24 protein-coding genes and 1 other annotated feature are annotated in these 22,745 nt (G+C 41.1%); of the genes, 18 read left to right on the top strand and 6 right to left on the bottom strand.

Going from position 1 to position 22,745, the window contains the following annotated elements:
- Positions 1–172 precede the first annotated feature (172 nt).
- The gene (locus ACNQGS_RS04095; protein WP_491486249.1) at positions 173–1,486 is read left to right on the top strand and encodes a glycosyltransferase family 2 protein; all 1,314 of its coding nucleotides are present in this window, start codon (positions 173–175) and stop codon (positions 1,484–1,486) included.
- 69 nt (positions 1,487–1,555) lie between these two features.
- Here ACNQGS_RS04095 and ACNQGS_RS04090 read toward each other — a convergent pair whose 3' ends face one another.
- Positions 1,556–1,735, bottom strand: a complete 180-nt coding sequence (locus ACNQGS_RS04090; RefSeq protein ID WP_491486248.1) for a hypothetical protein — start codon at positions 1,733–1,735, stop codon at positions 1,556–1,558.
- A gap of 117 nt (positions 1,736–1,852) precedes the next feature.
- On the opposite strand from ACNQGS_RS04090, the gene ACNQGS_RS04085 reads away from it, so the two are divergent.
- The 3 genes from ACNQGS_RS04085 (at position 1,853) to ACNQGS_RS04075 (ending at position 5,700) form a co-directional block, all read left to right on the top strand.
- The gene (locus ACNQGS_RS04085) at positions 1,853–2,722 is read left to right on the top strand and encodes a proline iminopeptidase-family hydrolase (RefSeq protein WP_491486247.1); all 870 of its coding nucleotides are present in this window, start codon (positions 1,853–1,855) and stop codon (positions 2,720–2,722) included.
- A gap of 208 nt (positions 2,723–2,930) precedes the next feature.
- Positions 2,931–4,157, top strand: a complete 1,227-nt coding sequence (locus ACNQGS_RS04080; RefSeq protein WP_491486246.1) for an ATP-binding protein — start codon at positions 2,931–2,933, stop codon at positions 4,155–4,157.
- Between the two features lie 217 nt (positions 4,158–4,374).
- Positions 4,375–5,700: an MDR family MFS transporter gene (locus ACNQGS_RS04075; protein ID WP_491486245.1), complete on the top strand. Its 1,326-nt coding sequence runs from the start codon at positions 4,375–4,377 to the stop codon at positions 5,698–5,700.
- Positions 5,701–5,826: 126 nt separating this feature from the next.
- Here the strand turns inward: ACNQGS_RS04075 and ACNQGS_RS04070 are convergent, their stop codons facing one another.
- Positions 5,827–6,282, bottom strand: a complete 456-nt coding sequence (locus ACNQGS_RS04070) for a YndM family protein (protein WP_491486244.1) — start codon at positions 6,280–6,282, stop codon at positions 5,827–5,829.
- Positions 6,283–6,497: 215 nt separating this feature from the next.
- Here ACNQGS_RS04070 and ACNQGS_RS04065 point away from each other — a divergent pair, with 215 nt between their 5' ends.
- From ACNQGS_RS04065 to ACNQGS_RS04050, 4 genes are all read left to right on the top strand, one after another.
- Entirely contained in the window at positions 6,498–7,283 is a 786-nt protein-coding gene (locus tag ACNQGS_RS04065) for an ABC transporter ATP-binding protein (protein ID WP_491486243.1), read from the top strand.
- On the top strand, positions 7,267–8,028 hold the full coding sequence (locus ACNQGS_RS04060) for an ABC transporter permease (protein WP_491486242.1): 762 nt from the start codon (positions 7,267–7,269) through the stop codon (positions 8,026–8,028). Before ACNQGS_RS04065 ends, ACNQGS_RS04060 begins: the two co-directional genes overlap by 17 nt.
- Positions 8,029–8,049: 21 nt before the next feature.
- A complete protein-coding gene (locus ACNQGS_RS04055) occupies positions 8,050–9,057 on the top strand; it encodes an ABC transporter substrate-binding protein (protein WP_491486241.1) in 1,008 nt (335 codons plus the stop codon).
- Between the two features lie 62 nt (positions 9,058–9,119).
- Positions 9,120–9,701, top strand: a complete 582-nt coding sequence (locus ACNQGS_RS04050; RefSeq protein WP_491486240.1) for an SCO family protein — start codon at positions 9,120–9,122, stop codon at positions 9,699–9,701.
- 75 nt (positions 9,702–9,776) lie between these two features.
- Here ACNQGS_RS04050 and ACNQGS_RS04045 read toward each other — a convergent pair whose 3' ends face one another.
- The gene (locus tag ACNQGS_RS04045; RefSeq protein ID WP_491486239.1) at positions 9,777–10,283 is read right to left on the bottom strand and encodes a gamma carbonic anhydrase family protein; all 507 of its coding nucleotides are present in this window, start codon (positions 10,281–10,283) and stop codon (positions 9,777–9,779) included.
- A 223-nt stretch (positions 10,284–10,506) separates the two neighbouring features.
- Positions 10,507–10,764, top strand: a binding site (T-box leader).
- A 70-nt stretch (positions 10,765–10,834) separates the two neighbouring features.
- Here ACNQGS_RS04045 and ilvA point away from each other — a divergent pair.
- Together ilvA and ACNQGS_RS04035 are read left to right on the top strand one after the other, a co-directional pair.
- Positions 10,835–12,094 carry a threonine ammonia-lyase IlvA gene (gene ilvA / locus ACNQGS_RS04040; protein ID WP_491486238.1) on the top strand — a complete coding sequence of 420 codons (1,260 nt, stop codon included), beginning with the start codon at positions 10,835–10,837 and terminating at the stop codon, positions 12,092–12,094.
- Between the two features lie 416 nt (positions 12,095–12,510).
- Entirely contained in the window at positions 12,511–13,230 is a 720-nt protein-coding gene (locus ACNQGS_RS04035; RefSeq protein WP_491486237.1) for a YebC/PmpR family DNA-binding transcriptional regulator, read from the top strand.
- Positions 13,231–13,361: 131 nt separating this feature from the next.
- On the opposite strand, the gene ACNQGS_RS04030 is transcribed toward ACNQGS_RS04035, so the two are convergent.
- Both ACNQGS_RS04030 and ACNQGS_RS04025 read right to left on the bottom strand, forming a co-directional pair.
- Positions 13,362–14,273, bottom strand: coding sequence for a DMT family transporter (locus ACNQGS_RS04030; RefSeq protein ID WP_491486236.1), 912 nt, complete (start codon positions 14,271–14,273; stop codon positions 13,362–13,364).
- Positions 14,274–14,401: 128 nt separating this feature from the next.
- Entirely contained in the window at positions 14,402–15,193 is a 792-nt protein-coding gene (locus ACNQGS_RS04025) for a GNAT family N-acetyltransferase (protein WP_491486235.1), read from the bottom strand.
- A 271-nt stretch (positions 15,194–15,464) separates the two neighbouring features.
- On the opposite strand from ACNQGS_RS04025, the gene ACNQGS_RS04020 reads away from it, so the two are divergent.
- The 6 genes from ACNQGS_RS04020 to ACNQGS_RS03995 all read left to right on the top strand — a co-directional run bounded on the left by ACNQGS_RS04020 (position 15,465) and on the right by ACNQGS_RS03995 (position 18,985).
- On the top strand, positions 15,465–15,974 hold the full coding sequence (locus ACNQGS_RS04020; protein ID WP_491486234.1) for a YbaK/EbsC family protein: 510 nt from the start codon (positions 15,465–15,467) through the stop codon (positions 15,972–15,974).
- A 152-nt stretch (positions 15,975–16,126) separates the two neighbouring features.
- Entirely contained in the window at positions 16,127–16,267 is a 141-nt protein-coding gene (locus ACNQGS_RS04015; RefSeq protein ID WP_491486233.1) for a YrzI family small protein, read from the top strand.
- 114 nt (positions 16,268–16,381) lie between these two features.
- Positions 16,382–16,756 (top strand): fluoride efflux transporter CrcB, encoded by a 375-nt coding sequence (gene crcB / locus ACNQGS_RS04010; RefSeq protein ID WP_491486232.1) that lies wholly within the window; start codon positions 16,382–16,384, stop codon positions 16,754–16,756.
- Positions 16,753–17,115 carry a fluoride efflux transporter CrcB gene (gene crcB / locus ACNQGS_RS04005; RefSeq protein WP_491486231.1) on the top strand — a complete coding sequence of 121 codons (363 nt, stop codon included), beginning with the start codon at positions 16,753–16,755 and terminating at the stop codon, positions 17,113–17,115. The genes crcB (ACNQGS_RS04010) and crcB (ACNQGS_RS04005) overlap by 4 nt, the downstream gene beginning before the upstream one ends.
- Positions 17,116–17,251: 136 nt before the next feature.
- On the top strand, positions 17,252–18,667 hold the full coding sequence (pdxR, locus tag ACNQGS_RS04000; protein WP_491486230.1) for a MocR-like pyridoxine biosynthesis transcription factor PdxR: 1,416 nt from the start codon (positions 17,252–17,254) through the stop codon (positions 18,665–18,667).
- Between the two features lie 168 nt (positions 18,668–18,835).
- Entirely contained in the window at positions 18,836–18,985 is a 150-nt protein-coding gene (locus tag ACNQGS_RS03995) for a hypothetical protein (protein ID WP_491486229.1), read from the top strand.
- 161 nt (positions 18,986–19,146) lie between these two features.
- On the opposite strand, the gene ACNQGS_RS03990 is transcribed toward ACNQGS_RS03995, so the two are convergent.
- A complete protein-coding gene (locus tag ACNQGS_RS03990; protein WP_423802275.1) occupies positions 19,147–19,551 on the bottom strand; it encodes a hypothetical protein in 405 nt (134 codons plus the stop codon).
- A 171-nt stretch (positions 19,552–19,722) separates the two neighbouring features.
- On the opposite strand from ACNQGS_RS03990, the gene ACNQGS_RS03985 reads away from it, so the two are divergent.
- Both ACNQGS_RS03985 and ACNQGS_RS03980 read left to right on the top strand, forming a co-directional pair.
- Positions 19,723–21,315 (top strand): long-chain-fatty-acid--CoA ligase, encoded by a 1,593-nt coding sequence (locus tag ACNQGS_RS03985; RefSeq protein ID WP_491486228.1) that lies wholly within the window; start codon positions 19,723–19,725, stop codon positions 21,313–21,315.
- 222 nt (positions 21,316–21,537) lie between these two features.
- Positions 21,538–22,695 (top strand): acyltransferase family protein, encoded by a 1,158-nt coding sequence (locus ACNQGS_RS03980; protein WP_491486227.1) that lies wholly within the window; start codon positions 21,538–21,540, stop codon positions 22,693–22,695.
- Positions 22,696–22,745 lie beyond the last annotated feature (50 nt).

Below are 22,745 nucleotides of genomic sequence, written 5' to 3'. Positions count from 1 at the left end.
ATAACTCGATTGAGGGAAAATCCTCCCTCAATTTTAATCTTATTGGTAATTTGAAAACAACCATGGTATCTACGAGGCCTTCCATATAAAATAGTCTCACATAACTTAAACTGAAACGGGGTTTGACGTCCATTTGACTACTTCATTTAGAGAAACACCAAGGGATGTTCCGTTGCGTATTCGAGAGAGGTTATATCTTTCAGTTTTATGGAAGTTTTGGCTCAGCCATGGATTTGCTTTTGCCTGGATGTCGATGTCCATTATTATCTCGATTCCTTGGGTGAAGGATTTAGGGGAATATGTGACCGTCCCAGTAGCGATTTTTATGATAACCGGAATTGCCTATATACCCGGGTACCTTAATGCCTTTATGGTCTTAAGCCTTTTGTTTGACAAACAACCGGGATTTAAAACGTTGCATCCCGCCGAACCTGTGAGTATTTTAATTGCGTGCTGGAATGAGGAAAAAGGGATAGTTAGTACCTTACAGCAAATAGCAAAACAGGACTATGCAGGAGAAATCCGGATTATCGTCATTGATAACAATTCGACAGACCGTACAGCACTGGTGGCAAAACAATTAGGTGATGAGCTGGGTCTTAATATAAAAATTCTTTTTGAAAAAAAACCTGGGAAGAATTTTGCGTTAAACCAAGCACTCCGATATGTCGAGACCAAATATTTGATTACATTGGACGCTGATACCTTACTTCATACCCAAGCAGTAAGGCGTCTGGTAGCCCGGATGGAATCCGCACCGCATGAGGTTTGTGCGGTGGCGGGAGCCGTTCTTGTCCGTAACAGCCGTGAAAACTGGCTGGCCCGGATTCAGGAATGGGATTACTTTTTAGGAATTGCTTCTATTAAAAGGCTGCAGGGCTTATATCAGGGAACGCTTGTTGCTCAAGGGGCCTACAGCCTTTACCGAACGGAAGTTGTCAAGGAAGTCGGGGGCTGGCCTGATGCCATTGGAGAAGATATAGTTCTTACATGGTCATTTTTAGAGAAAAATTATAAGGTATATTTTGAACCGACGGCCATTGCTTTTACGGATGTACCGACGAACTTTCGCCATTTCGTCCGGCAGCGGAGCCGCTGGGCACGAGGGATGATTGAGGCGCTCAAACGGGTCAAGCCATGGCAGCAGCCAAGGATTTTTACGAGGTATTTAACCGGTTCGAACCTTGTGATGCCATATTTGGATTTTGTTTATACCTTTGTTTGGATCCCCGGGTTATTCTTGAGTTTATTTGGATTCTACTGGATTGCCGGCCTGCAGACGCTTTTCGTCCTACCTTTAGCTTTACTGACAAACTACGTCCTTTATCGATACCAAAAGGGTGTTTTTCAGGAACTTAACCTTGGCATTAGAAAAAATCGTAAGGGATTCTTCCTGTACGTATTGTGCTATCAGATGATTATGTCCCCGGTATCTGTGTGGGGCTATTTGCAAGAGGTCATGCGTCTTCGTAGAGTTTGGAAATAATACTGCTAATTTTCCTATATACACTGTCTTAAAAAAAGAGTGAATGAGATATTCACTCTTGGCCAGCTCTTATGCTTCTGTGTTATTCGTTTCAGTATCGATGCTGTTAGTAATGGGGTGCGGCTGGCCGTACCCTTCTATATTTCCGGCATGTTCCTCATGATATTGTGTTCCAGAATTCTGACCGCTCGTAAGTGATTTTCCTTTTTGCTGTTTGTTATTAGGCGATTGGTTCATTATGTTATTCACCTCCCTGACATCCTATAGAGTGGGAAGTAAAATAAAAATTATTCATATTCATTGTAGATAAATGAGGTAAAATAGTCTTTAATAGAATCTTGATACATATTCAAAGGAGAAATTCTTATGCGAACAGAAGGATACATAGAAGTAACCGGTGGGAAAGTTTGGTATGAGAAATATGATCATGGAACGGGGAACACACCGGTAATTATTTTGCACGGCGGGCCAGGTTCATCGTGCTTTTCCCTACAGGGGTTGAAGCAGTTGGCGGCAGACCGCCCGGTCATTCTATACGATCAATTAGGTTGCGGCAGGTCAGAAAGGCCACAAGATGATTCACTTTGGCAGTTGGATCGATTCGTGAAGGAGTTGGGACAAATTCGCGAAGCTTTGAACCTTGATGATGTACATATTCTTGGGCATTCCTGGGGAACCACACTAGCTGCAGCTTATTGTTTAACGAAGCCGAGCGGGGTGAAAAGTGTCATTTTTTCAAGCCCATGCCTGAGTGCGCCATTATGGGAACAGGATCAAAAGCGGAATTTGAAAAAGCTGCCGGTTGAAGTCCAAGATACCATAAAACGCTGTGAAGAAGACGGAGCCACGGATTCGGAAGAGTTTGAGGCAGCCATCGAGGTGTTCAGCAAAGAATTTGTCTGCCGGATTCCAAAACCTGAGCATTTAAAAGCGCACCCTGAATACCGAAACTCCGAAATTTACAATATTATGTGGGGCCCATCCGAATTTACGGTACTGGGGAATTTAAAAGAATTTGACTGCACCTCACAATTGAAGGAAATCATTTGCCCCGCACTATATACGTGTGGCCGGTACGATGAGGCTACGCCGGAAACAACAGAACATTACAGCCGTTCCACACCTGGCTCGAAATTTCATGTGTTTGAAAACAGTGCCCATATGCCATATATTGAGGAACCGGAAGAATTTTTACGGGTTGTTGGGGAATTTATGCACTGGGTTGATAGTCTATAAGAAGAACCGCCTGAGTTTTTTCAGGTGGTTTTTTCTTCTTAATGACCTAGTTGGATAACGAATAATTAATTTATACCCGGGCATAAAATAGATACCTTTTATATTGGACCTTTTTTCCTTGAGATGAAAAAGTTGGAGAATGATAAAGGATTATTTGTGATTTCGTCGAATTAAATCAGGTAACCTACATACACAAAGAGGAATGGACATGAATAAATCGGGACAAATCATTTTGCTTCTACTATCACTCATTTTTACTACCTACCAAAAGATTATGTATCATGAACCCATCTTTACATTTGACTTTTTCCTTTTTACCCTGATCGCTTGGTTTGTTGGCTGGCAATACGATAAGGCTAGATTTTTTGAAAAAAAAGCACGTGAAAGTGAAGAAAGCTATAAGAGATTACTTGATTCACTCCCTGAATCTATCTTTATTTATCAGGATACGAAAATTGTTTATGGAAATCGGGCAGCCCTCAGTATGGTTGGCGCCAAAAGTTTGGCAGAAGTTCTGGGGAAGTCTATTTTTGAATTTATCACGCCTGAGTATAAAGAACGGCTCGAAGAACGAATCAAGCTAATTAAGAAAGAAAAATGCCCCCTTGCTACTATTGAATATAAAATTAAACGGACCGACGGAACGGAATTTTTTCTTGAAGTTACTCCCTTATCGATTGTTTTTGGAAAAAAAGAAGCGATCCTCGTGGTTGGGAAGGATGTCACAGCCCGAAGAGAGGAAACAGAAAGACTTCTGCAAAAATCCGAAAAATTGGCTTTGCTCGGCCAAATGGCGGCGGGAATTGCTCATGAAATCCGCAACCCGCTTACGTCCATTAAGGGATTTATCCAATTATTCAAAGCAAACAGTGAACAGGGTGAATATTATGATATCGTATTATCAGAGCTGGAACGTATTAATGCCATTGTGGGCGAATTCCTTGTTCTGGCCAAACCATCCGCGGCTGTTTTCAAGGAACAGAATATTGAACTATTGTTACTTGATGTTATTACCTTAATAAATACTCAGTCTATCATTAATAATGTGCAGATTTATACTGAAATTGTTGAAGAGCTGCCGATGATATCTGGTGAAGAAAATCAGTTAAAGCAAGTTTTTTTAAATCTCTTGAAGAATTCAATTGAATCCATGCCTCAAGGCGGCGATATCTTTGTAACGGTAGGGGTAAAGGAAGAAGGCAAAATATCCATCCGGATTACCGACGAAGGGGTCGGCATACCAGAAGAACGGATTCGAACACTAGGGGAGCCATTCTATACAACAAAAGAAAAAGGAACCGGTCTCGGACTAATGACCTGTTTCAAAATAGTCGAAGGCCACCGCGGCCAAATCAAATTTACAAGCGCAGTACACCAAGGAACTACCGTAGAAGTCACCCTCCCAACAATTACGCAGCCATTATTAAAAAAATGAAACATGGGGACGGTTCTTGTGCATCATTTGCATGAGAACTGATTTTTTTTTGGAGAGGTATGGGGCAGTTCTAATGCAACATATGTCCGGGCGCCGATTATTCATATTTTTTAAAAAATAAAAAATTAGTAAACCTTTTGCTATAATAGTTTAGTCTGAAATCATATATATGTAAAAAATAGGAAGAGTTATATTTGGCTTTTTCACGGAGGTTTATATGGGGAAAAATAAATATGTATTTTGGGGGCTGGTCATCACGACCCTCATTTCGGCGCTTGACGCCAATATTATGCAGACAGCTAGTCCTACTATTGTCAAACAGCTTGGCGGAATGGAGTTGTTTGCGTGGATATTTGTTGTCTATATGCTGGCAAGTACAGTAACCGTACCTTTGTACGGAAAATTATCGGATATGTATGGACGAAAAAATCTGTTGATGATTGCGGTTGGAATTTTTACATTAGGTTCCATTTTATGCGGCATGGCGAACTCAATGGTTTCCTTAGTTATATATAGAGGTATTCAAGGCCTGGGAGCAGGCGGCATGATTCCACTCTCGATGATTATTGTCGGAGATTTGTTCACGATTGAAAAGCGTGGCAAGATCCAAGCGGTTTTCAGCAGTATTTGGGCCATTTCTTCAATTGTCGGGCCAGTGATGGGCTCCTTTTTCGTCGAGGCTCTGACATGGAGATGGATTTTCTTTATTAATATTCCGATTGGTATAGCAACGGTATTATGTTTGCTTCCTTATAAAGAGCAAACAGAATTTAAGAAAACTCATATTGACTATAAAGGTTTCTTTTTATTTGGGGCTTCGGTCAGCCTTCTATTATTATCTACCAATGTAGGCAACGCCATCTGGTATGTGATAGCGGGCATAATTGGCATGATTATTTTTATTTTGGTAGAAAGAAAGGAAGCGCATCCTTTTTTACCTGTTTCCCTTTTTAAAAATAAAGGCATCCTGATGACGAATCTATTTATGCTAGTGTACTGTTTATCGTTTTTTGGCACCTCTAATTATATACCGCTGTTTCTTCAAGAGGGCTCGCATATGAGTATTTATAAGAGCGGCTTGATTTTATTAAGCATTGCGGTCGGCTGGATGTTTGGCAGTACACCTGCTGGAAAATGGATTATCCGATTCGGTTATAAACGGTTATTTATTATCGGCAGTTTTATTACTGCGTTATCAGGACTTGCACTGTTTATGTTTATTAAAGATTTGTCGTATACGAATTTGTTTTTAATTTTGACAGTACAGGGCTTTTCATTTGGGTTATTGTTTGCAGTCGGCACGATTGCTTCGCAGGAGTTCGCCGAAGCCAATATTAAAGGAGTATCCACCTCGTTGCAGATGTTTTTGCGGAACATCGGTACATCGATTGGCGTTACCGTGATGGGGTTAATTATTAACCATACTGCAAATATTGTAAATGGCATGCAGAATGTCTTTCTCTATGCCTTAATTTTAAGTTTGGTCACGGTTCTGCTAAGCTTCCTCATTCCTGCGAAGACTGCAGAATTGAGTGAGGGATAACACATATGACTAGATAAGAAGGTAACACATAAAAACATTATGTAAACCTAATGGTGAAAGTCCTCATGAATTGTTCCATGAGGACTTTTTTTATAAGAGTTAACCATGCTCTGAATTAGGTTATTCCTACTTATTCTCGTCCGAACTCCTGACGTCCGGCTTTACCGGAGTAAACTCCTCGGCAGCTTCTGTTTGGAAATGTGGTTGTTGTTGGATAGACCTCGAGGTATTTGTAAATTGTTTGTTTTTCTCATTCGTAAGAAAACCATGGTAAAAGTATTCAAATAAGGACACGGCAGCAGCTGAAATAAACGAGGCCCAAATTAGATTATTTTCGTTTGTCAGCATTCGCCCCATTAACCACACCACCAAAAAGGTTACTAGAAAATCCGCCACGGTTGCCAAGAGGTTGGTGGTTTTACGAAGAATCAATAAATCTCCTACTACATAACTGACAATCCCCAGTACAGCCGTTATCAAAAGGACATCTCCAAAACTAAAATCAAAAAACAAACCGAGAATGATCCCAAGTACAATCAAGCAGGGTATAAACTTGGCTGCCAAACGATATACATTTTGCATCAACGAATCCTCCTTTTTCCTGTAGATTTCCCCTTGAATTTTCCAAATATACAAATACAGAGGAGCCTGGCACCTTTTTTACCCAACCCACAATCATTAATTTGCAAAATTTGCAGAAAAATAATTGACTTTACCCACAGAACCTTTATAATAAATTTTAATCAATATAAATCCGATAAAATTAATGCGAATTATAGGGAAAGTGGGGATGCGAAGTGTTTCTTCACATTAATGAGGTAAATAAGCAGTTTCTTAATCAAAATGAGGTAAGTACAGTTCTTTCAGATATAAATCTGGAAATAAAAGAGGGCGAATTTGTTTCGATTCTTGGACCGTCCGGTTGTGGGAAATCGACCTTATTATCTATTGTGGCCGGGTTGACTAAGCCCTCCAGCGGCGAAGTCCTCTTGAATGGCCAGCCTATTACAAAACCGGGCCGAGACCGCGGGATGGTGTTCCAGCAGCCTGCTCTATTCCCGTGGATGACCGTGGAAGAGAATGTTATGTTCCCGCTCCGCAAAGAGATGAAAAAGAAGGAAGCAAGGGAAACAGCCCACCAATTTTTAAAAATGGTGCAGCTCAGTAACTATACAAAGCATTCACCGCATGAACTATCGGGCGGAATGCAGCAGCGTGTGGCAATCGCCCGTGCGCTTTCAATGAATCCAAAGGTCCTTTTAATGGATGAACCGTTTGGTGCGCTTGATGAACAGACACGTTCGCGACTGCACACCGAGTTAGAAAAAATTTGGCTTGAAACACGGAAAACGATCCTATTTGTCACCCATAGCATCAGCGAATCTATTAAGCTATCAGACCGGATTGTTGTAATGGGAACGCGTCCAGGAGTGGTTCTCGAGGATATTCACGTTAAAATCCCAAGGCCGCGCGCAAACCACCCGCAAATGGTGGCCAAATTGGAAGAAAAGATTATGGGATTACTACAATCCGAGATTGATAAAGTTGTGAAAGAGGAACTCGCATATGCAGCAAACAATTAAACGCACCATATTCTTTGCACTGCTTTTAATCATCTGGCAGGGGGCAGTAAGAATTTTTGACATTTCACCATCGCTAATGCCGGCACCAACGGATGTTTACGAAGCGCTTGCCAAAGGTTTTTCTGATAAAACACTAATCTACGATATACTTGCCAGCCTGCGGCGCTTAGCTATTGGATTGTCACTTGCCATCGTAATTGGTGTCGGTCTTGGCATTCTTTTAGCAAAAAATAAAACCGCTGATGAGACTCTTGGAACTTTGATTTTGGCACTGCAAAGTGTACCGAGCATCGTCTGGCTGCCGATTGCAATCATGTGGTTCGGATTAAACGAACAAGCCGTTACGTTTATCGTCATTCTTGGCGCCACCTTGGTAATGACCATCAATATGCGGATGGGGATTAAAAACGTTTCGCCTCTATATATTAAAGCCGCACAAACGATGGGTTCAGGGGGCTTGGACTTATTCCTTAAGGTTATTTTTCCGGCATCCATCCCATACGCCGTGACGGGTGCCAGACTTGGCTGGGCATTTGCGTGGCGAGCGCTTATGGCAGGGGAACTTTTAAGCAGCGGTCCGGGCCTTGGTTATACACTTAAATTTGCCTCTGATTTTGGAAATATGAGCCTTGTTATCGCGATTATGATCATCATCGGCGTCATTGGAACGATTGTTGATATTACCTTTTTCCAGCGCGTTGAAAAAAATGTCATGCGCCGATGGGGTTTAGAAACTGGCAATTAGAGATTAAAAGGGGAGAAAAAAATGAAAAAGCAGGTATCTATCATCAGCATTATTCTATTATTGGTATTCGGAGCGCTAGCGGGCTGTGGCTCAAAAGAAGCTAGTTCCGGCAGTTCAGAAAAGGCTGCTAAAAAAGTAGTCATCGGCTATTTTCCAAACATTGACCATGCTCCGGCAATGGTTGCAAAGGCGAAAGGATATTATGAAAAAGAATTGGGTAAGGAAGTAACAGTGGAATACAAAACATTCCCGGACGGCGGCGCATTTATGACCGCTCTTAAAACTGGCGATATTGATGCTGGTTTAGTTGGACCTGGCCCAGTTATGAATAACTTTACAAACGGCGCAGATGTTAAAATCCTTGCAGGTGCCTCTTCAGGCGGTACAGCCATTGTAGCAAGCAAGAAGAGCGGCATTAATTCTGTTGAGGACTTCAACGGAAAGACGTTTATTACACCAGGTGTTGGCTGTACACATGATGTTCAGATGGAAACATTTTTACAGGATTTCGGAATCTCTTCGGCTCGGATTGGAGGTACATTGAAGCATGTAACAGGCAACCCTGCCCAGTATGCGAACATGTTTGAATCTGGCAAGGTTGATATTGCGGCAGTACCGGAGCCATGGGCATCGCAATTAGTGAAAGACGGCGGCGCGAAAATTATCGTCGACAGTTCTAAAATTTCTTTTGGTAAAACTCTGCCTAACACAATCTTAGTTTCAAGCGGCAAGAAAATTAAAGCTGATAAAGATGTTATTGCTAAAATTGTGAAAGCACAAGATGAGGCAATTGCATTTATCGAAAAAAATCCAGAAGAAGCAAAAGACATCACAATTAAGAGCATTAAAGAGATTACAAAGCAAGACCTTGCTAAGGATGTCGTCGATGCGGCTTGGAATAACATTCATTTCACTACTGATGTAAATAAAGATGTTATTCAAGAGTTTGCCAATTCTTCTGTTGAGTTAAAATTCCTGAAGGAAAAGCCTGATTTTGCGGCATTAATTGATACAGAATTTATTAACTAAAAATGAAAGAAGGTGCTGAGTGGATACTCGGCACTTTTTTTAAGCAAAAGGGGATTGTGAAAATGAAACGTTTTCTAATTTTATTATTTTCTGTCCTGCTTCTTACTTCTTGTTCTGCGGATAATGAAAAGAAGGAGAAGGTAGAGTTTCCGCTTAGCATGAAGGTGGAGAGTTTTGAAGGAATCAATCAAGACGGGAAACAAGTTGACCTATCAAAATTAAAGGGTAAGGTCTGGGTGGCTGATTTTGTGTTTACGAACTGTGACACGGTTTGTTCGCCAATGACTGCCAATATGGCCGAGCTGCAGCGCAAGATGGGGGATGCGGGTGTGGATGCCCGGCTGGTTTCCTTCAGCATTGATCCAGAACAGGACCAGCCTGCAATCCTAAAGCAATATGCGAGCGGAGTGAAGGCTGATTTCTCAAATTGGGATTTGATTACGGGCTATCAGCAGGAGTTTATTGAAAGCTTCGCTAATAAGTCGTTTATGGCTCCGGCAGCGAAGTTGGAAGGGTCAAATCAATATGTGCACAGCACTTCGTTTTATTTGGTAAACAAAGAGGGGATTGTTGTTCAGAAGTATGAAGGTGTAGCGGATGTACCTTATGAGCAGATTATTAAGGATATTAAATTATTACAATAATATTTAATATAATAATATTATGTAAACTAAAATGTTTATCCAAGGGCATTGCTTAAGCAAGTGCCCTAATTAACGTTATTTTAATATATCCTTAAATTCTTTCCCTTTCTGGACATAGTGGGTACTGGACATTTGCAGCATTTGCAAGTCCTTCTCGGTCAGCTCGCGGACCACTTTTCCCGGTGAACCTAACACAAGGGAGCGGGGCGGTATCTTTATTCCGCCTGCCAGCAGGGTATTGGCGCCAATAATACATTCCTCGCCAACCTCGACATTGTCCAATATGGTAGAGCCCATACCGACGATTGTCTTCCTGCCAATTTTACAGCCGTGGAGAATGGCATTATGGCCAATCGTGCAATCGTCCTCGATGATACATGATTCAAACATATGTATGGTGGAATTATCCTGGATACTGCAGCGTTCTCCGATAATGATCGGGCCATCATCTGCCCGTAGAACAGCGTTAAACCAAACGGTGGAGTCTTTGCCGATGGTAACATCGCCAACGATATAAACGCCAGGAGCCACGAATACAGATTCATGAACAGAAGGGGTTTTGCCATTGTAGGGAATAATCATTTTTACCTCTCCTTTAAATATCAGAATATTTTTATATTTTATTATAACATAATTAGTGGAAATAAAGGGGAATTGTCCTTTTTAATGAAGCTGGCTTTTAATAAATGACATCTGTGTCCTGAAATGGAAATGAAAGCGCTTTAATAATTGTCTAAATAATATAAATAGTCTAAAAATATTGACAGACCCTTTTTTCGGTGTTAACCTTATTAAAAATTGATCTATAAAATCGATGACGAGAAGAGTAGGATTTGCTGTTTGTCTAAAGAGAGTCGGCGGTTGGTGGAAGCCGATGACAGGCCTTATCTGAAAATCATCTCTGAGATGTGCTGCTGAAATAATTTCCAGTAAGCCGCACCGGGAAGTCCGCCGTTACAATGGAACACGTATATTACAATGTACGGATGATCGAGAGCCGCAGCAAGTTGTTTATTGAATGCTGCGGAAGTAGGGTGGTAACGCGAGCTAACTCGTCCCTATACCAATGGGGACGGGTTTTTTTATTGTTTATAAAAGCTGAGATTTTTCAAACTTGAGGAGGGAAATTGACCATGAGTCAACAGGTCGAAACATTTAATGTGGAGGATATCATCATTGCTAGTCACACCATCAAGGATGTGATTTCGCCGACTCCGCTACAATACAATCATTTATTGTCTGAGCGTTATGGCTGCCACGTCTACTTAAAACGTGAAGATATGCAGAGTGTCCGTTCTTTTAAAATCCGTGGAGCCTACAATCGAATTAAGAGGTTGAGCCCCGAGGATTTAGAGAATGGCATTATCTGTGCAAGCGCTGGAAACCACGCACAGGGGGTTGCCTATTCCTGCCACCTATTAAACATTAGCGGGAAAATCTTTATGCCGAATACGACACCAAAACAAAAGGTAAACCAAGTAAAGTTTTGGGGCAAGAACAGCGTCGAAATCGTTTTGGTAGGCGATACCTTTGATGATGCTTACGAAAAAGCAATAGAATGCAGCCGCGAAGAAAACAGGACGTTTATCCATCCGTTTGATGATTATGACGTCATTGCCGGGCAAGGTACAGTAGGTGTAGAACTTCTAAATGATTGTCATGAAAATATCGACTATTTATTCGGAGCAATTGGCGGCGGCGGTCTAATGGCTGGTGTGGGTACATACCTGAAGCATTTTTCTCCAGAAACTAAATTAATCGGTGTTGAACCTGAAGGCGCCCCTGGGATGAGGGAATCGGTTTTAAAAGGGGAAGTCACCTCGCTTGATAAAATTGACCCATTCGTTGATGGTGCGGCGGTTAAAACAGTTGGTACGAAGACTTTTAATATCTGTAAAGAGCTTATCGATGATATCGTAGTTGTACCTGAAGGAAAGGTTTGTACGACGCTTTTATCTTTATACAATGAAAATGCGATCGTTGTGGAGCCTACAGGTGCTTTATCTATTGCTGCATTGGATACTTATGCTGAACAGATTAAAGGTAAAACTGTTGTATGCATCGTCAGCGGCGGAAACAATGATATCGGCCGGATGCAGGAAATCAAGGAACGCTCAAAGCTTTATGAAGGACTGCAGCATTATTTTATCGTTAATTTTCCACAGCGCCCAGGTGCATTGCGGGAGTTCTTATTAGAGGTCCTTGGACCAAATGATGATATCAGCCATTTTGAATATACGAAAAAGAACAACCGTGAAACCGGTCCGGCATTAGTCGGTATCGAGTTGAAGGATAGAGAAGACTATTTCCCTTTAATTGAACGAATCAAGACGAAAGGTTTTAACTGCAGGGAAGTAAATAAGGATAGTACGCTATTTCAAATGTTGGTGTAAAATTTCGGAGAAAGTGTTGAAGGACACCAAAATTTAGATAAGCAATGTTGTAAGTGGTTCACTTAAAAGTGGACCGCTTTTTTAAATATGAAAAAGGAAAAAATAGTCTCACTCTTACTGGGCTGGATAAACATTAGTACTGGCATTATGCTATGGCAGTACAGTGGATTTCTCGTTATTATTTCTGATAATGAATGGCTTTAACACTTGATGAGGTGAAGGTAATGATCATGTTCTAATGAACTTTCTTTCTTTTTGATAATCAAACTCTTAACAAATGAGCTAAATTAGGTATAATATTATCTGTGTATATTTAGAAAAGTAGACTCCCAAAAGCTATTTTTGAAAAGGTTGAATTGTAACAGCTTTTTCATAAATAATTTTGGATAGATTCAAACCAGAAAGAGAGTGTTCATATGGGTCGTAAATGGAACAATATCAAGGATAAAAAAGCAGCAAAGGATGCAAATACAAGTCGTATTTATGCTAAATTCGGCCGTGAAATCTATGTGGCAGCACGCCGCGGCGAACCCGATCCGGATGCTAATCAGGGTCTAAAATTTGTCCTGGAGCGTGCCAAGACTTACAACGTGCCAAGACATATTATTGATAAGGCGATTGATAAAGCAAAAGGCGGTTCGGATGAGAGCTTTGATGAACTTCGTTATGAAGGCTTTGGCCCGAATGGCTCAATGATTATTGTTGATGCCTTAACTAATAATGTTAACCGCACCGCTTCTGAGGTCCGTGCTGCATTTGGTAAAAATGGCGGAAATATGGGTGTCAGTGGTTCTGTTGCATATATGTTCGATGCAACTGCTGTAATTGGCGTAGAAGGAAAATCAGAAGAGGACGTCCTTGAAATCCTTATGGAAGCGGATGTGAACATTCGTGACGTGGTAGAGGAAGAGGATCAGGTCATCGTTTATGCTGAGCCAGACCAGTTCCACGCTATGCAGGAAGCTTTCAAAAATGCCGGCATAACAGAATTTACTACAGCTGAACTTACCATGCTTGCGCAAAACGAGGTTGAGCTTCCGGAAGATGCTGTTGCTAAGTTCGAGAAATTAATCGATACGCTTGAAGATCTTGAGGATGTTCAACAGGTTTATCATAACGTTGATTTAGGGGAATAATAAATGAAAACTCGCCGATTGGCGAGTCCGATAGGACGGTTCATGAGGCGTAGTTGAATTTATACTTTCTCATCAGCCAAAACAGAGGATAACCCAAAAGAGTCGTCATTCAACGACCCTTTAGGTTATCCTTATTTTTTTACAGCCGATAAAATAAATATTGTTGCAATGATGGCGAAAGAGCCAAGCCACTCAGCGGGTCCAAACGAAACCTGCAGCCAAGCAACAGATAAAAAGGCTGCCGATAACGGTTCTGCGGAAGCAAGAAGACTCGCTTCTGATGCATTAATATACTTCATACTTTCCATGTAACAGAAAAAAGCGATGATTGTTCCGAAAATGATGACAAACACCATCGCCAAAAATGACGTCCCGGACCAATCACCATGAAACTGCCATGGTCGATAGACAAAGCTGAAGACGATACCTCCGATCATCATTCCCCATCCAACCGTAATGAGCGACCCCCACTTTGCAAGCAGGCGGCCCGGGTATAGTGTGTAAAAAGCAAGCGCAAATGCTGAAAGAATTCCCCAAGTAAAACCAGGGACAGAGATTGCTAACGCATGAATATTCCCTTTTGTAACTAGCAAAAATGTTCCGCCCAATGCGAACAAGATGGCCATCACTTCAAGCCTTGACGGTAATCTTTTTTTCCTCAGACAAAGGTAAGAAGCTATCATAACAGGTGCCAAGTATTGAAGGACCGTTGCGGCAGCTGCATTACTATACTCAATCGCTGCAAAATAGGTATACTGTGCGGCAAGCATGCCGAAGATTCCAAACAAGATAAGCTGGACCACATCCTGTTTGTTTTTCCAGACATTCCATATATTTTGTTTCGCAACAGTTTGTGCAAAAAATAATAATCCTGTCCCGGAGAGAAGGAGTCGAATGACAACCGTCCAGCCTGAGTTAAAGCCTTTATTGTGAAATAAATATTGGGCAACTGTACCGGAAGCGCCCCAGCAGACAGCTGCGATAATCACCAATATAATGCCCTTTGCCCTTGGATATGGCAAAACTGCACCATGCGAATTCATTTGTATCCCCCCAAAGGTGTTTCTAAGCTCTCAATCTCTTAATATTACAAAAGTTTCAAACGTTTTAAAAGGGGGAATTTGTCCCTACCTAACTTCGTATAAACTAATTGGTTGATTAGGGAACACTATTAGCTGCCCCTGATTTCCATCACGCTTTTTCCAGACAAAAAAGCATGCCCTGTAATAAATTTTCCTAACGATTGAAATCCGTATTTGGCATATACATTCTGAACCCGTTCATCGATAGGGAAAACCCACAAGTTCTCCAAGCCCTTTTTCTTAACTTCTTCTTGAAGAAAATAAATGAGGTCGCCGATTAAGCCTTTACCGCGATATTCTTCAAGTGTGGCAACGTGTTCCAAACGGACTTGATTCCCATGTTCGAACAAACAGGCAGTGGAACAGGCAGTGCCATCCAACTTAAGCAGATAGCGGCTGAATGCTGGGTGTTTAAACTCTACGGCAAAGGCTTTTTCTCGCACTCCCCGACCGCCAAACTCTTTAATTTGGCATTCAATTTCTAATGCATCTGTATAATTGGCCTCTGTAACTCTCTCAATTTGTAATCTGTTATTTTGCTGTCGTGATGTTAATTCTTTATTCCAAATTTGGACAGGGGAGATGAGCTCTTCATATCGAAAGCCGCTGGCATACAATTCTTTTATTAAAGGTCCTTGATTTTCAATATTGAAGATATAGAATCTTGGGGTCAAGTTTCTCTTTTGATAAAAATCCAGTACCTCTTCAATAACAGACTTAGGATCAGAAGGAGCTTCATGGATATGCGCATGATTGGCATCATAATAGGCTGGCTGGTTTTCATTATGAAACAAATACCCCCAGGATGTGTCGATTCTATTCGTAAAGGTATCCAGGTAAGCAATGTCTAATTCTAAAACTTTACTAAATAATGTATTCACTTAATTACCTCCCATTTGTAATATTTATTTCCATTAAATCATAATAAGCGATGGAGAGACTACAAAAATAGGCAAATGTCACTAATCCCAGTATGATTGCAAATGTATATCAATTTTATATTGTTTAAGTAGATAATGATAGCAGTATCTAACAATATGGTTGCAGGTGTCCCTAATTGCTGAAAAGCTTCAAAGATAAGCATTTGATTTGTTTTGCGCCACGAAAATTGTTATGATACTTCATAAAATTAATGGGAAAGGATGGAATAGGATGTCTTTAGAAAGTGTGAAAGCCCATTTCAAACATTGGGGACGCGAACAGGATGTGATGGAGTTTGATTCGTCGAGTGCAACAGTGGATCTTGCTGCTGAAACCATCGGCGTTATTCCGGCGCGTATTGCCAAAACTTTGTCCTTCAGAGGGGAAGAAGAAAAAGCCATTCTGGTTGTGGCGGCTGGAGATGCAAAAATTGATAATAAAAAATTTAGGCAAACCTTTGGCTTTAAAGCCCGCATGTTATCTGCCGAGGAAGTGTTGGAACAAACGGGACATGCTGTAGGCGGTGTATGTCCGTTTGGTTTGAAAAATGATTTAGATGTATATTTAGATGTTTCCATGAAACGTTTTGAAACTCTCTTTCCAGCTTGCGGAAGCGCAAATTCTGCAATCGAGTTGACCGGTGATGAAGTTTTTGAATATTCCTTCGCCAAGGATTGGGTCGATGTTTGCAAAGATTGGGAAGGGGCAGAGCTTCCGGAAAAGGTAGCAGTACGCAGCTAAAAATATTTATTCTGTACATAAAATGTTCAAGCAAGATTACTATTCTCAGACTAAAGGAGTAGGAAAATCTCCATCATAGTCACGATTTTAGAAATGGGAAATCCTTCTATACTAGAGATAAATAAAGGAAACATTAGAAGGAGGAACTCAAAATGAACTTGAATATGTTGTTTTTTACCATAACAATAAAAAAACGCAATGTGACCATGGAAGAGGCCGTACACCAAGAGTTGATTGATCAGCTATATGAGGAACATAAGGACCGGCAAATTTCCTCACATTTATTTTTCTAAAAATAGGGAATCTTTCCTTTTCAAAAATCAGGGTTTATAATAAATTTGTTGTTATCTCCTGCGGGGTGTTTCCTTGCAGGAGTTTTTTATATCGAAGCCAAGGGGGCATTTTATTTGGTTTATTTTTTAGTGGGCATTGCCGGGGCGCTAGGTGCAATCTTAAGGTATTGGATAGGGATCTCGCTGTTTAAAGGCGCTTCTTTTCCTTTTTCCACTCTAACAATTAACTTAATCGGGAGTTTTCTGCTGGCGTGGTTTACGACTAATTTGTTTAAACGGGTTTCGTTGCCACCTGTGATTACAACTGCGATTGGGACAGGGTTCGTCGGCTCATTTACCACATTTTCCACGCTTAGTGTTGAAACTGTCCAAATGTTTCATGATGGAAAAGTTGTTTTAGGCGTATTATACGTTGCTATTAGTGTTATCGGTGGTCTTATAATGAGCCGGTTAGGATTTAAATACAATGAGGCGGTGCAAGAATCATGACAATTGTCCATTTAATAATGGTCGGATTAGGGGGATTTTTTGGCGCAATTGCCCGTTTTTTGATAAGCAAGCAGTTAAATGCAAAGGCAGCAATTCCGCTAGGAACTTTAACTGTTAATTTGGCCGGTGCATTTCTTCTAGGAATGATTAGCGGGGCAAAGGCCGACCCAACGCTCGCTCTATTATTTGGAACCGGGTTCATGGGAGCCTTTACCACATTTTCTACGTTAAAATTAGAAATGCTACAATTCCTTTTGAAAAAACAAAAATGGCAATTTTACATTTATACATTTTTAACCTACATAATCGGAATTTTTCTTGCTTACTTGGGATATTTATTGGGTAGCCAATTTCAATAAATTTTTTAGAGATTAAGTTACGGATTCACTAAGAGAAATTCTTAGATGTGAACTCAAGTTTAATTGGTAAACTGGTATAATCAAAGATATCAAATTAAATGATTTTAGTAGGGTCAGTTTTTGGAGGGGATTGGCAATGCTTGAGGTAATGCCTGTATTGGATCAAAAAAGCCCAACGCCTTTATATATGCAGCTTGCGAACTTTATCAAAGATGAAATTCTTAAAGGTAATATTAAACCTCTGGAAAAATTGCCATCCAAACGAAATTTGGCTAATTATTTGGGACTCAGTCTAAACACGGTTCAGTCTGCCTTTGACCAGCTTTGTTCGGAAGGATTTCTAGAAAGCCGTCCGCGTTCAGGATTGTTTGTTGTTGAGCTGCTGGAGGATTTAATGGTCAGTCATGATAAGGTGGAGCCTGTAAGGATGGCTGAGGAGCTGACGGATCCTGCTGTAAAAATAGATTTTAATTCGGGAAAGGTCGACCTTGAACATTTTCCATTCAGTTTATGGAGAAGGCTGTCGGTTCAAGCCTTATATGAGGATCAGGGGGATTTGTTTTATACCGGCAATCCGCAAGGGGAAAGGCTGCTTCGCGAGGAAATTGCCAAGTATTTATTTCAGTCTAGAGGTGTTCGTTGCAAAGCTGAGCAAATTGTTGTTGGTGCGGGAACACAGGTATTGATGGGACTCCTTTGTTTAGTAATCGGCAGGGATGAAATTTATGCCTTGGAGAACCCTGGATTTCACCGGACAAGGGCAGTTTTGCAAGATTTAGGTGTCGGAACTGTTCCGGTTCCTTTGGATGAAGAAGGGATTGCTGTAGAATGTTTGCGCGGGAGCGGCGCCCGTGTCGTGTATGTCACTCCATCCCATCAGTTCCCGCTGGGAATGGTTATGCCAATTGCTCGACGAATGGAATTGTTGAAATGGGCGGAAGAAAGGGACGGATACATTATTGAGGATGATTACGACGGGGAATACCGATATAAAGGAAAACCGATTCCAGCTTTGCAAGGGCTGGATTCATCCGGAAGAGTTGTTTATTTAGGCACCTTTTCAAAGTCGTTGATACCATCCTTGCGAATCAGTTATATGGTCCTTCCTGAAGAACTGCTGGCCAGTTACAGGGAGCAATTCACCATTTATAAACAAACGGTCTCCCGGCTCCATCAGGATACGCTTTATCGTTTTATGCACGACGGCCATTGGCAAACCCATTTAAATAAAATGAGGACACTTTACCGGAGAAAGCAAGTCTTCCTGATTTCAGCGATTCATGATTTTATGGGTGAATGGGTGAAGGTAATCGGTGAAAAGTCGGGTTTGCATATTGTTTTGGACGTTAGGAATGGCATGAGGGAGGAGGAGTTGGTACGGAGGGCGATGGCTGCTGGAGTAAAAGTGTATCCGTTGTCTGTCTATGATGCGGAGTTGGCTGGCGGGGTGGATTCGAAGGTTTTACTTGGGTACGGCGGGCTGTCAGAGAATCAAATTAAAGAGGGGATACGGATTTTGGCTGATGCATGGGGGATAAACAACAAAGTGTAACGGGGAAAGTGGATAAAGGACAAAATGGATTGGGTTATCGTGGAAAATGTCCTTCACGAGGTTGTTGAAGGACAAAAAGAAAGGAACCCGAGGGGGAGATGTCCTTCATGAAGGTGATGAAGGACAAAAAGAAAGGGATCTAAAGGGAAAAAGTCCTTCATGAAGCTGATGAAGGACAAAACGATAGGAATCCGAGGGGAAATGTCCTTCATGAAGCCGATGAAGGACAAAATGAAAGGAACCCTAAGGGAAAATGTCCTTCATGAAGCTGATGAAGGACAAAACGATAGGAACCCGAAAGTAAAATGTCCTTCATGAAGCCGATGAAGACCAAAACAAAAGGACCCCGAAAGTAAATTGTTCTTCATGAAGCCGTTGAAGACGAAAACGAAGGTAAAAATAAATACGTATTAATACTTCGATAAAGGTTGGGGAATTCCTCAAGCATGCAATACGGTTATAAAATTTTCTGTCTGTATTTATCGCGGTGTCACTGGTTTTACCGAGATAGCAGGGGAAAGAGAAGTAACGATACAGCCCTCTAGTTGATTTGGCTTTATTAATCCCAGTTCGAGCGCCGCTTTTATTTTTGAATCATCGGGCTTCTTCACCAATTGGATGAGGTCGTTCAATTGCATTTCTTCCAACCTTTTCACCGTTTCCGCCTCATGGAATTTTTCCATTTTGCGAATCTGCCTTTGCAATTTATAACCGCTCACCGTAATTTCGCCCTTCATGTCCTTTCCTACTAAATTATTAAAATAGCTTTGAAACACTTCCTTTAATTCATCCATTTCCAGTTCGATTTCTTTTTTCTTTTTGTTTAGTTCGTAATATTTGACTAACATCTCACCTGTAATCAAGGAATCATTGCTTTTAAGCATTTCCTCGTCCTCCTCTACGAACGTATATTCTATTTTATGGGATTTTCCAGCAGATTAGTACTTAGGTGCAATTATTTATTTTTAGACAAATTTTTGTATTTTTATTTAAAAATTGTATGATAGAATAATATTATGTTGGAATATTCTAAAATTTAAAAAGAGGTGAAAAAAATGAATGTACCTTTAATACTTCCGGAATTTTTAGATCGTGCCGTTTCTCTTTATGGAGACAAGCAGGCTGTTTTTTGCGATGAACGCCAATTTACATATGCTGAGCTGAATGGCAGAGTAAACCAGCTTTCTCATGGGTTAAGGGAATTAGGTGTAGAAAAAGGGGAACGGGTTGCATTTCTTGCGCCAAACACTGTTGAAATGCTTGAAGGTTTTTATGGCACTTTCCAGCTTGGGGCCATCATGGTTCCGCTCAATATCCGCTTGAAGCCTGAGGATTACTTATTTATTTTAAATCATAGTGAATCCAAAGTACTGCTGGTTGACCAGGATTTGTATCAATTAATCACTCCAATTAAAGAGCAGCTCGAAACAGTCAAACACATTATTGTTCAATATAAAGATGAACAAACCGATGAGGTAGATTATGAGAAATGGCTGGCAGGCTACCCATCAGGGAATTTCAATCGCGCAGAACTTGATGAAAATGACGTCTGCAGTCTTCTTTACACAAGCGGCACAACTGGAAACCCTAAGGGGGTTATGCTGACGCACCGCAATAATTATCTGCATGCGTTAAGCACGATGCACCACCTGCGCGTGAGCGACCGAGATGTCTATCTTCATGTTCTTCCGATGTTCCATGTAAACGGCTGGGGTTCGCCATTTTATTATACGGCGAATGGTGCAACACATGTTTGTTTGAAAAAGGCTACTCCTGAATCAATTTTTCATGCCATCCAGGAACATAAGGTGACAGTGCTGCACATGGCACCAACCGTGCTGAATTCTTTGCTGCAATACTATGAAAAAAATAAACCGGCAATAGAGCATGCCGTGCGCGTGGTTATAGCGGGTTCCGCACCGCCACCGGCCTTCGTGACCCGCGTTGAACAGGAGCTTGGCTGGGAGTTTATTCAGGTGTACGGAATGACAGAATCTACGCCTCTTAGCTTGGTTTCAACAATCCGCTCGGAGCTTACACACTTGTCACCCGAAACGAAAGCACGCATCAAAGCAAAAGCGGGTTATCCAATGATTGGATCTGATGTTAGAGTAGTCAACGAGCATGGAGAAGAGGTAGCCCATAACGGTCAGGAGATTGGTGAAGTCATCACAAGAAGCCACGGTGTTATGCTTGGCTATTGGAAAAACCCGGAGGCGACCATGGAAACCATCCGAAACGGCTGGCTCCACACGGGTGACATGGGAACGGTCGATGAATACGGTAATATTGAGATCGTTGACCGAAAAAAGGATATTATTATCAGCGGCGGAGAAAACATCTCTTCCATTGAAGTGGAAGGGGCGCTTTACGAGCATCCTGCGGTATTAGAGGCTGCCGTCATTGCAGTTCCACATGAAAAATGGGGCGAAACTCCCCATGCATATGTAGTATTGCGCGAAGGTGCTGAAGTCAGCGAAGCGGACATCATTTCGTTTTCCCGTGAAAAATTGGCTCATTTTAAAGCGGTTACAGGTGTCACCTTTGTAAAAGAACTTCCGAAGACTGCCTCCGGAAAAATCCAAAAGGTTCACCTCCGTAATGAATACTGGAGCTCAAAAGGTAAAACAGGAAGGTTCGTTAACTAAAATGGTTCATAGAATTAATAAGCGGGTTGGATTTTTGTTTCCAGTCCGCTATTTTATATTTTCTACAGGAATGTCGTCCTACTACTTTTTCATAAAAGCATAATATGAAACTCCCATTATCGGGGGTTTTTTTCGGTTTTAGGAAAATTTTCCTTGTAAGAAGCAGTGGGAATCACTACAATATATCTAGGAAAAAATTGGTTTTAGACTGGGGGAGTCTGATTGAAAGAGAATCGAAGATATGATATTGATTGGCTGAGAAATTTGGGAATCCTGCTGTTATTTCCGTTTCATTCCGCCAGGGTGTTTGATTATTGGGATCCGTTTTATGTGAAAAGTGGGGAATTAAGTTGGGGGCTTAGTTGGTTCATTGCCGTAACTAGTTATTGGTTTATGCCGCTGCTCTTTTGGCTGGCAGGGTCAGCGAGCTGGTACGCCCTCAAGAGGAGGTCGAACCAGGAATACATAAAAGATCGCGTGAATCGATTGTTGATTCCCTTGATTTTTGGCGTTTTGTTTATCATTCCGCCACAGGGTTATTTTGCGAAATTAAATCACACAGGAGCAGCAGGGAATTATTTCACTTTTTTAAGATCATTTTTTACTGATTTCAGCGATTTATCCGGTTATTTTGGCACCTTCACACCGGCACACCTTTGGTTCATACTCTATTTATTTGTCCTTTCGGTTGTGGCCTTGCCGTTTTTCAACTTTTATAAAAATCCCCTGAGAAAAAGCAAAATAGAAAAATCTAATCAAGTATGCAGCAGACCACCTGTATTTTTCCTACTTTTCATTGGTTTGTTTGTGACACAGGCACTCCCAGCACCAGGCGGTCAAAATCCATTCTTTTTCTTGTTCATTTTTATAATGGGCTTTATTACTTGTTCCCATCAAAGCTATCAAAATATGTTCAATCGAATTCGCGGGAAGGGATTGGCAGCACTGGTCGTTTTAGTTCCGGCATGGGTTGTCTTGCTGCAAATGAATCAGGATGGGCAGATTTTCCAAGGTGTGGATATACTTATATCTATTTTAAGAACCTTCAATGTTTGGCTAACGCTTGCGGTAATTTTGGGTTTCGGTCACAAATTTTTGAATTTTCCTCACAAGGCTATCCCGTACATGAATGAAGCAGCATTTCCTATCTATATTATTCACCAGAGTGTTTTAGTTGTCATAGGTTACTATGTTTTAAAAATCAATCTTGGTATGATTATGTCGTTTTTCCTCATTATGGTCCTGACTTTGCTTATTTCTTGGCTAATATATGAGTTTATCATTAAGCGGACGGCCGTTACGAGATGGATTTTTGGTGTGAAGGTGAAACCGAAACAAGATAAACAGATTTATTCAGATAGTGGACTAAGAAAAAGCTAAAATGGTATAAAATAAACTTTATGAGACGACCCTGATTATGTTAATACGTG

This window comes from Neobacillus sp. PVCKKU3, assembly GCF_058323225.1.
Note: the sequence above shows the minus strand (reverse complement) of the source record. Positions and strands in the feature narration are given on the sequence as shown.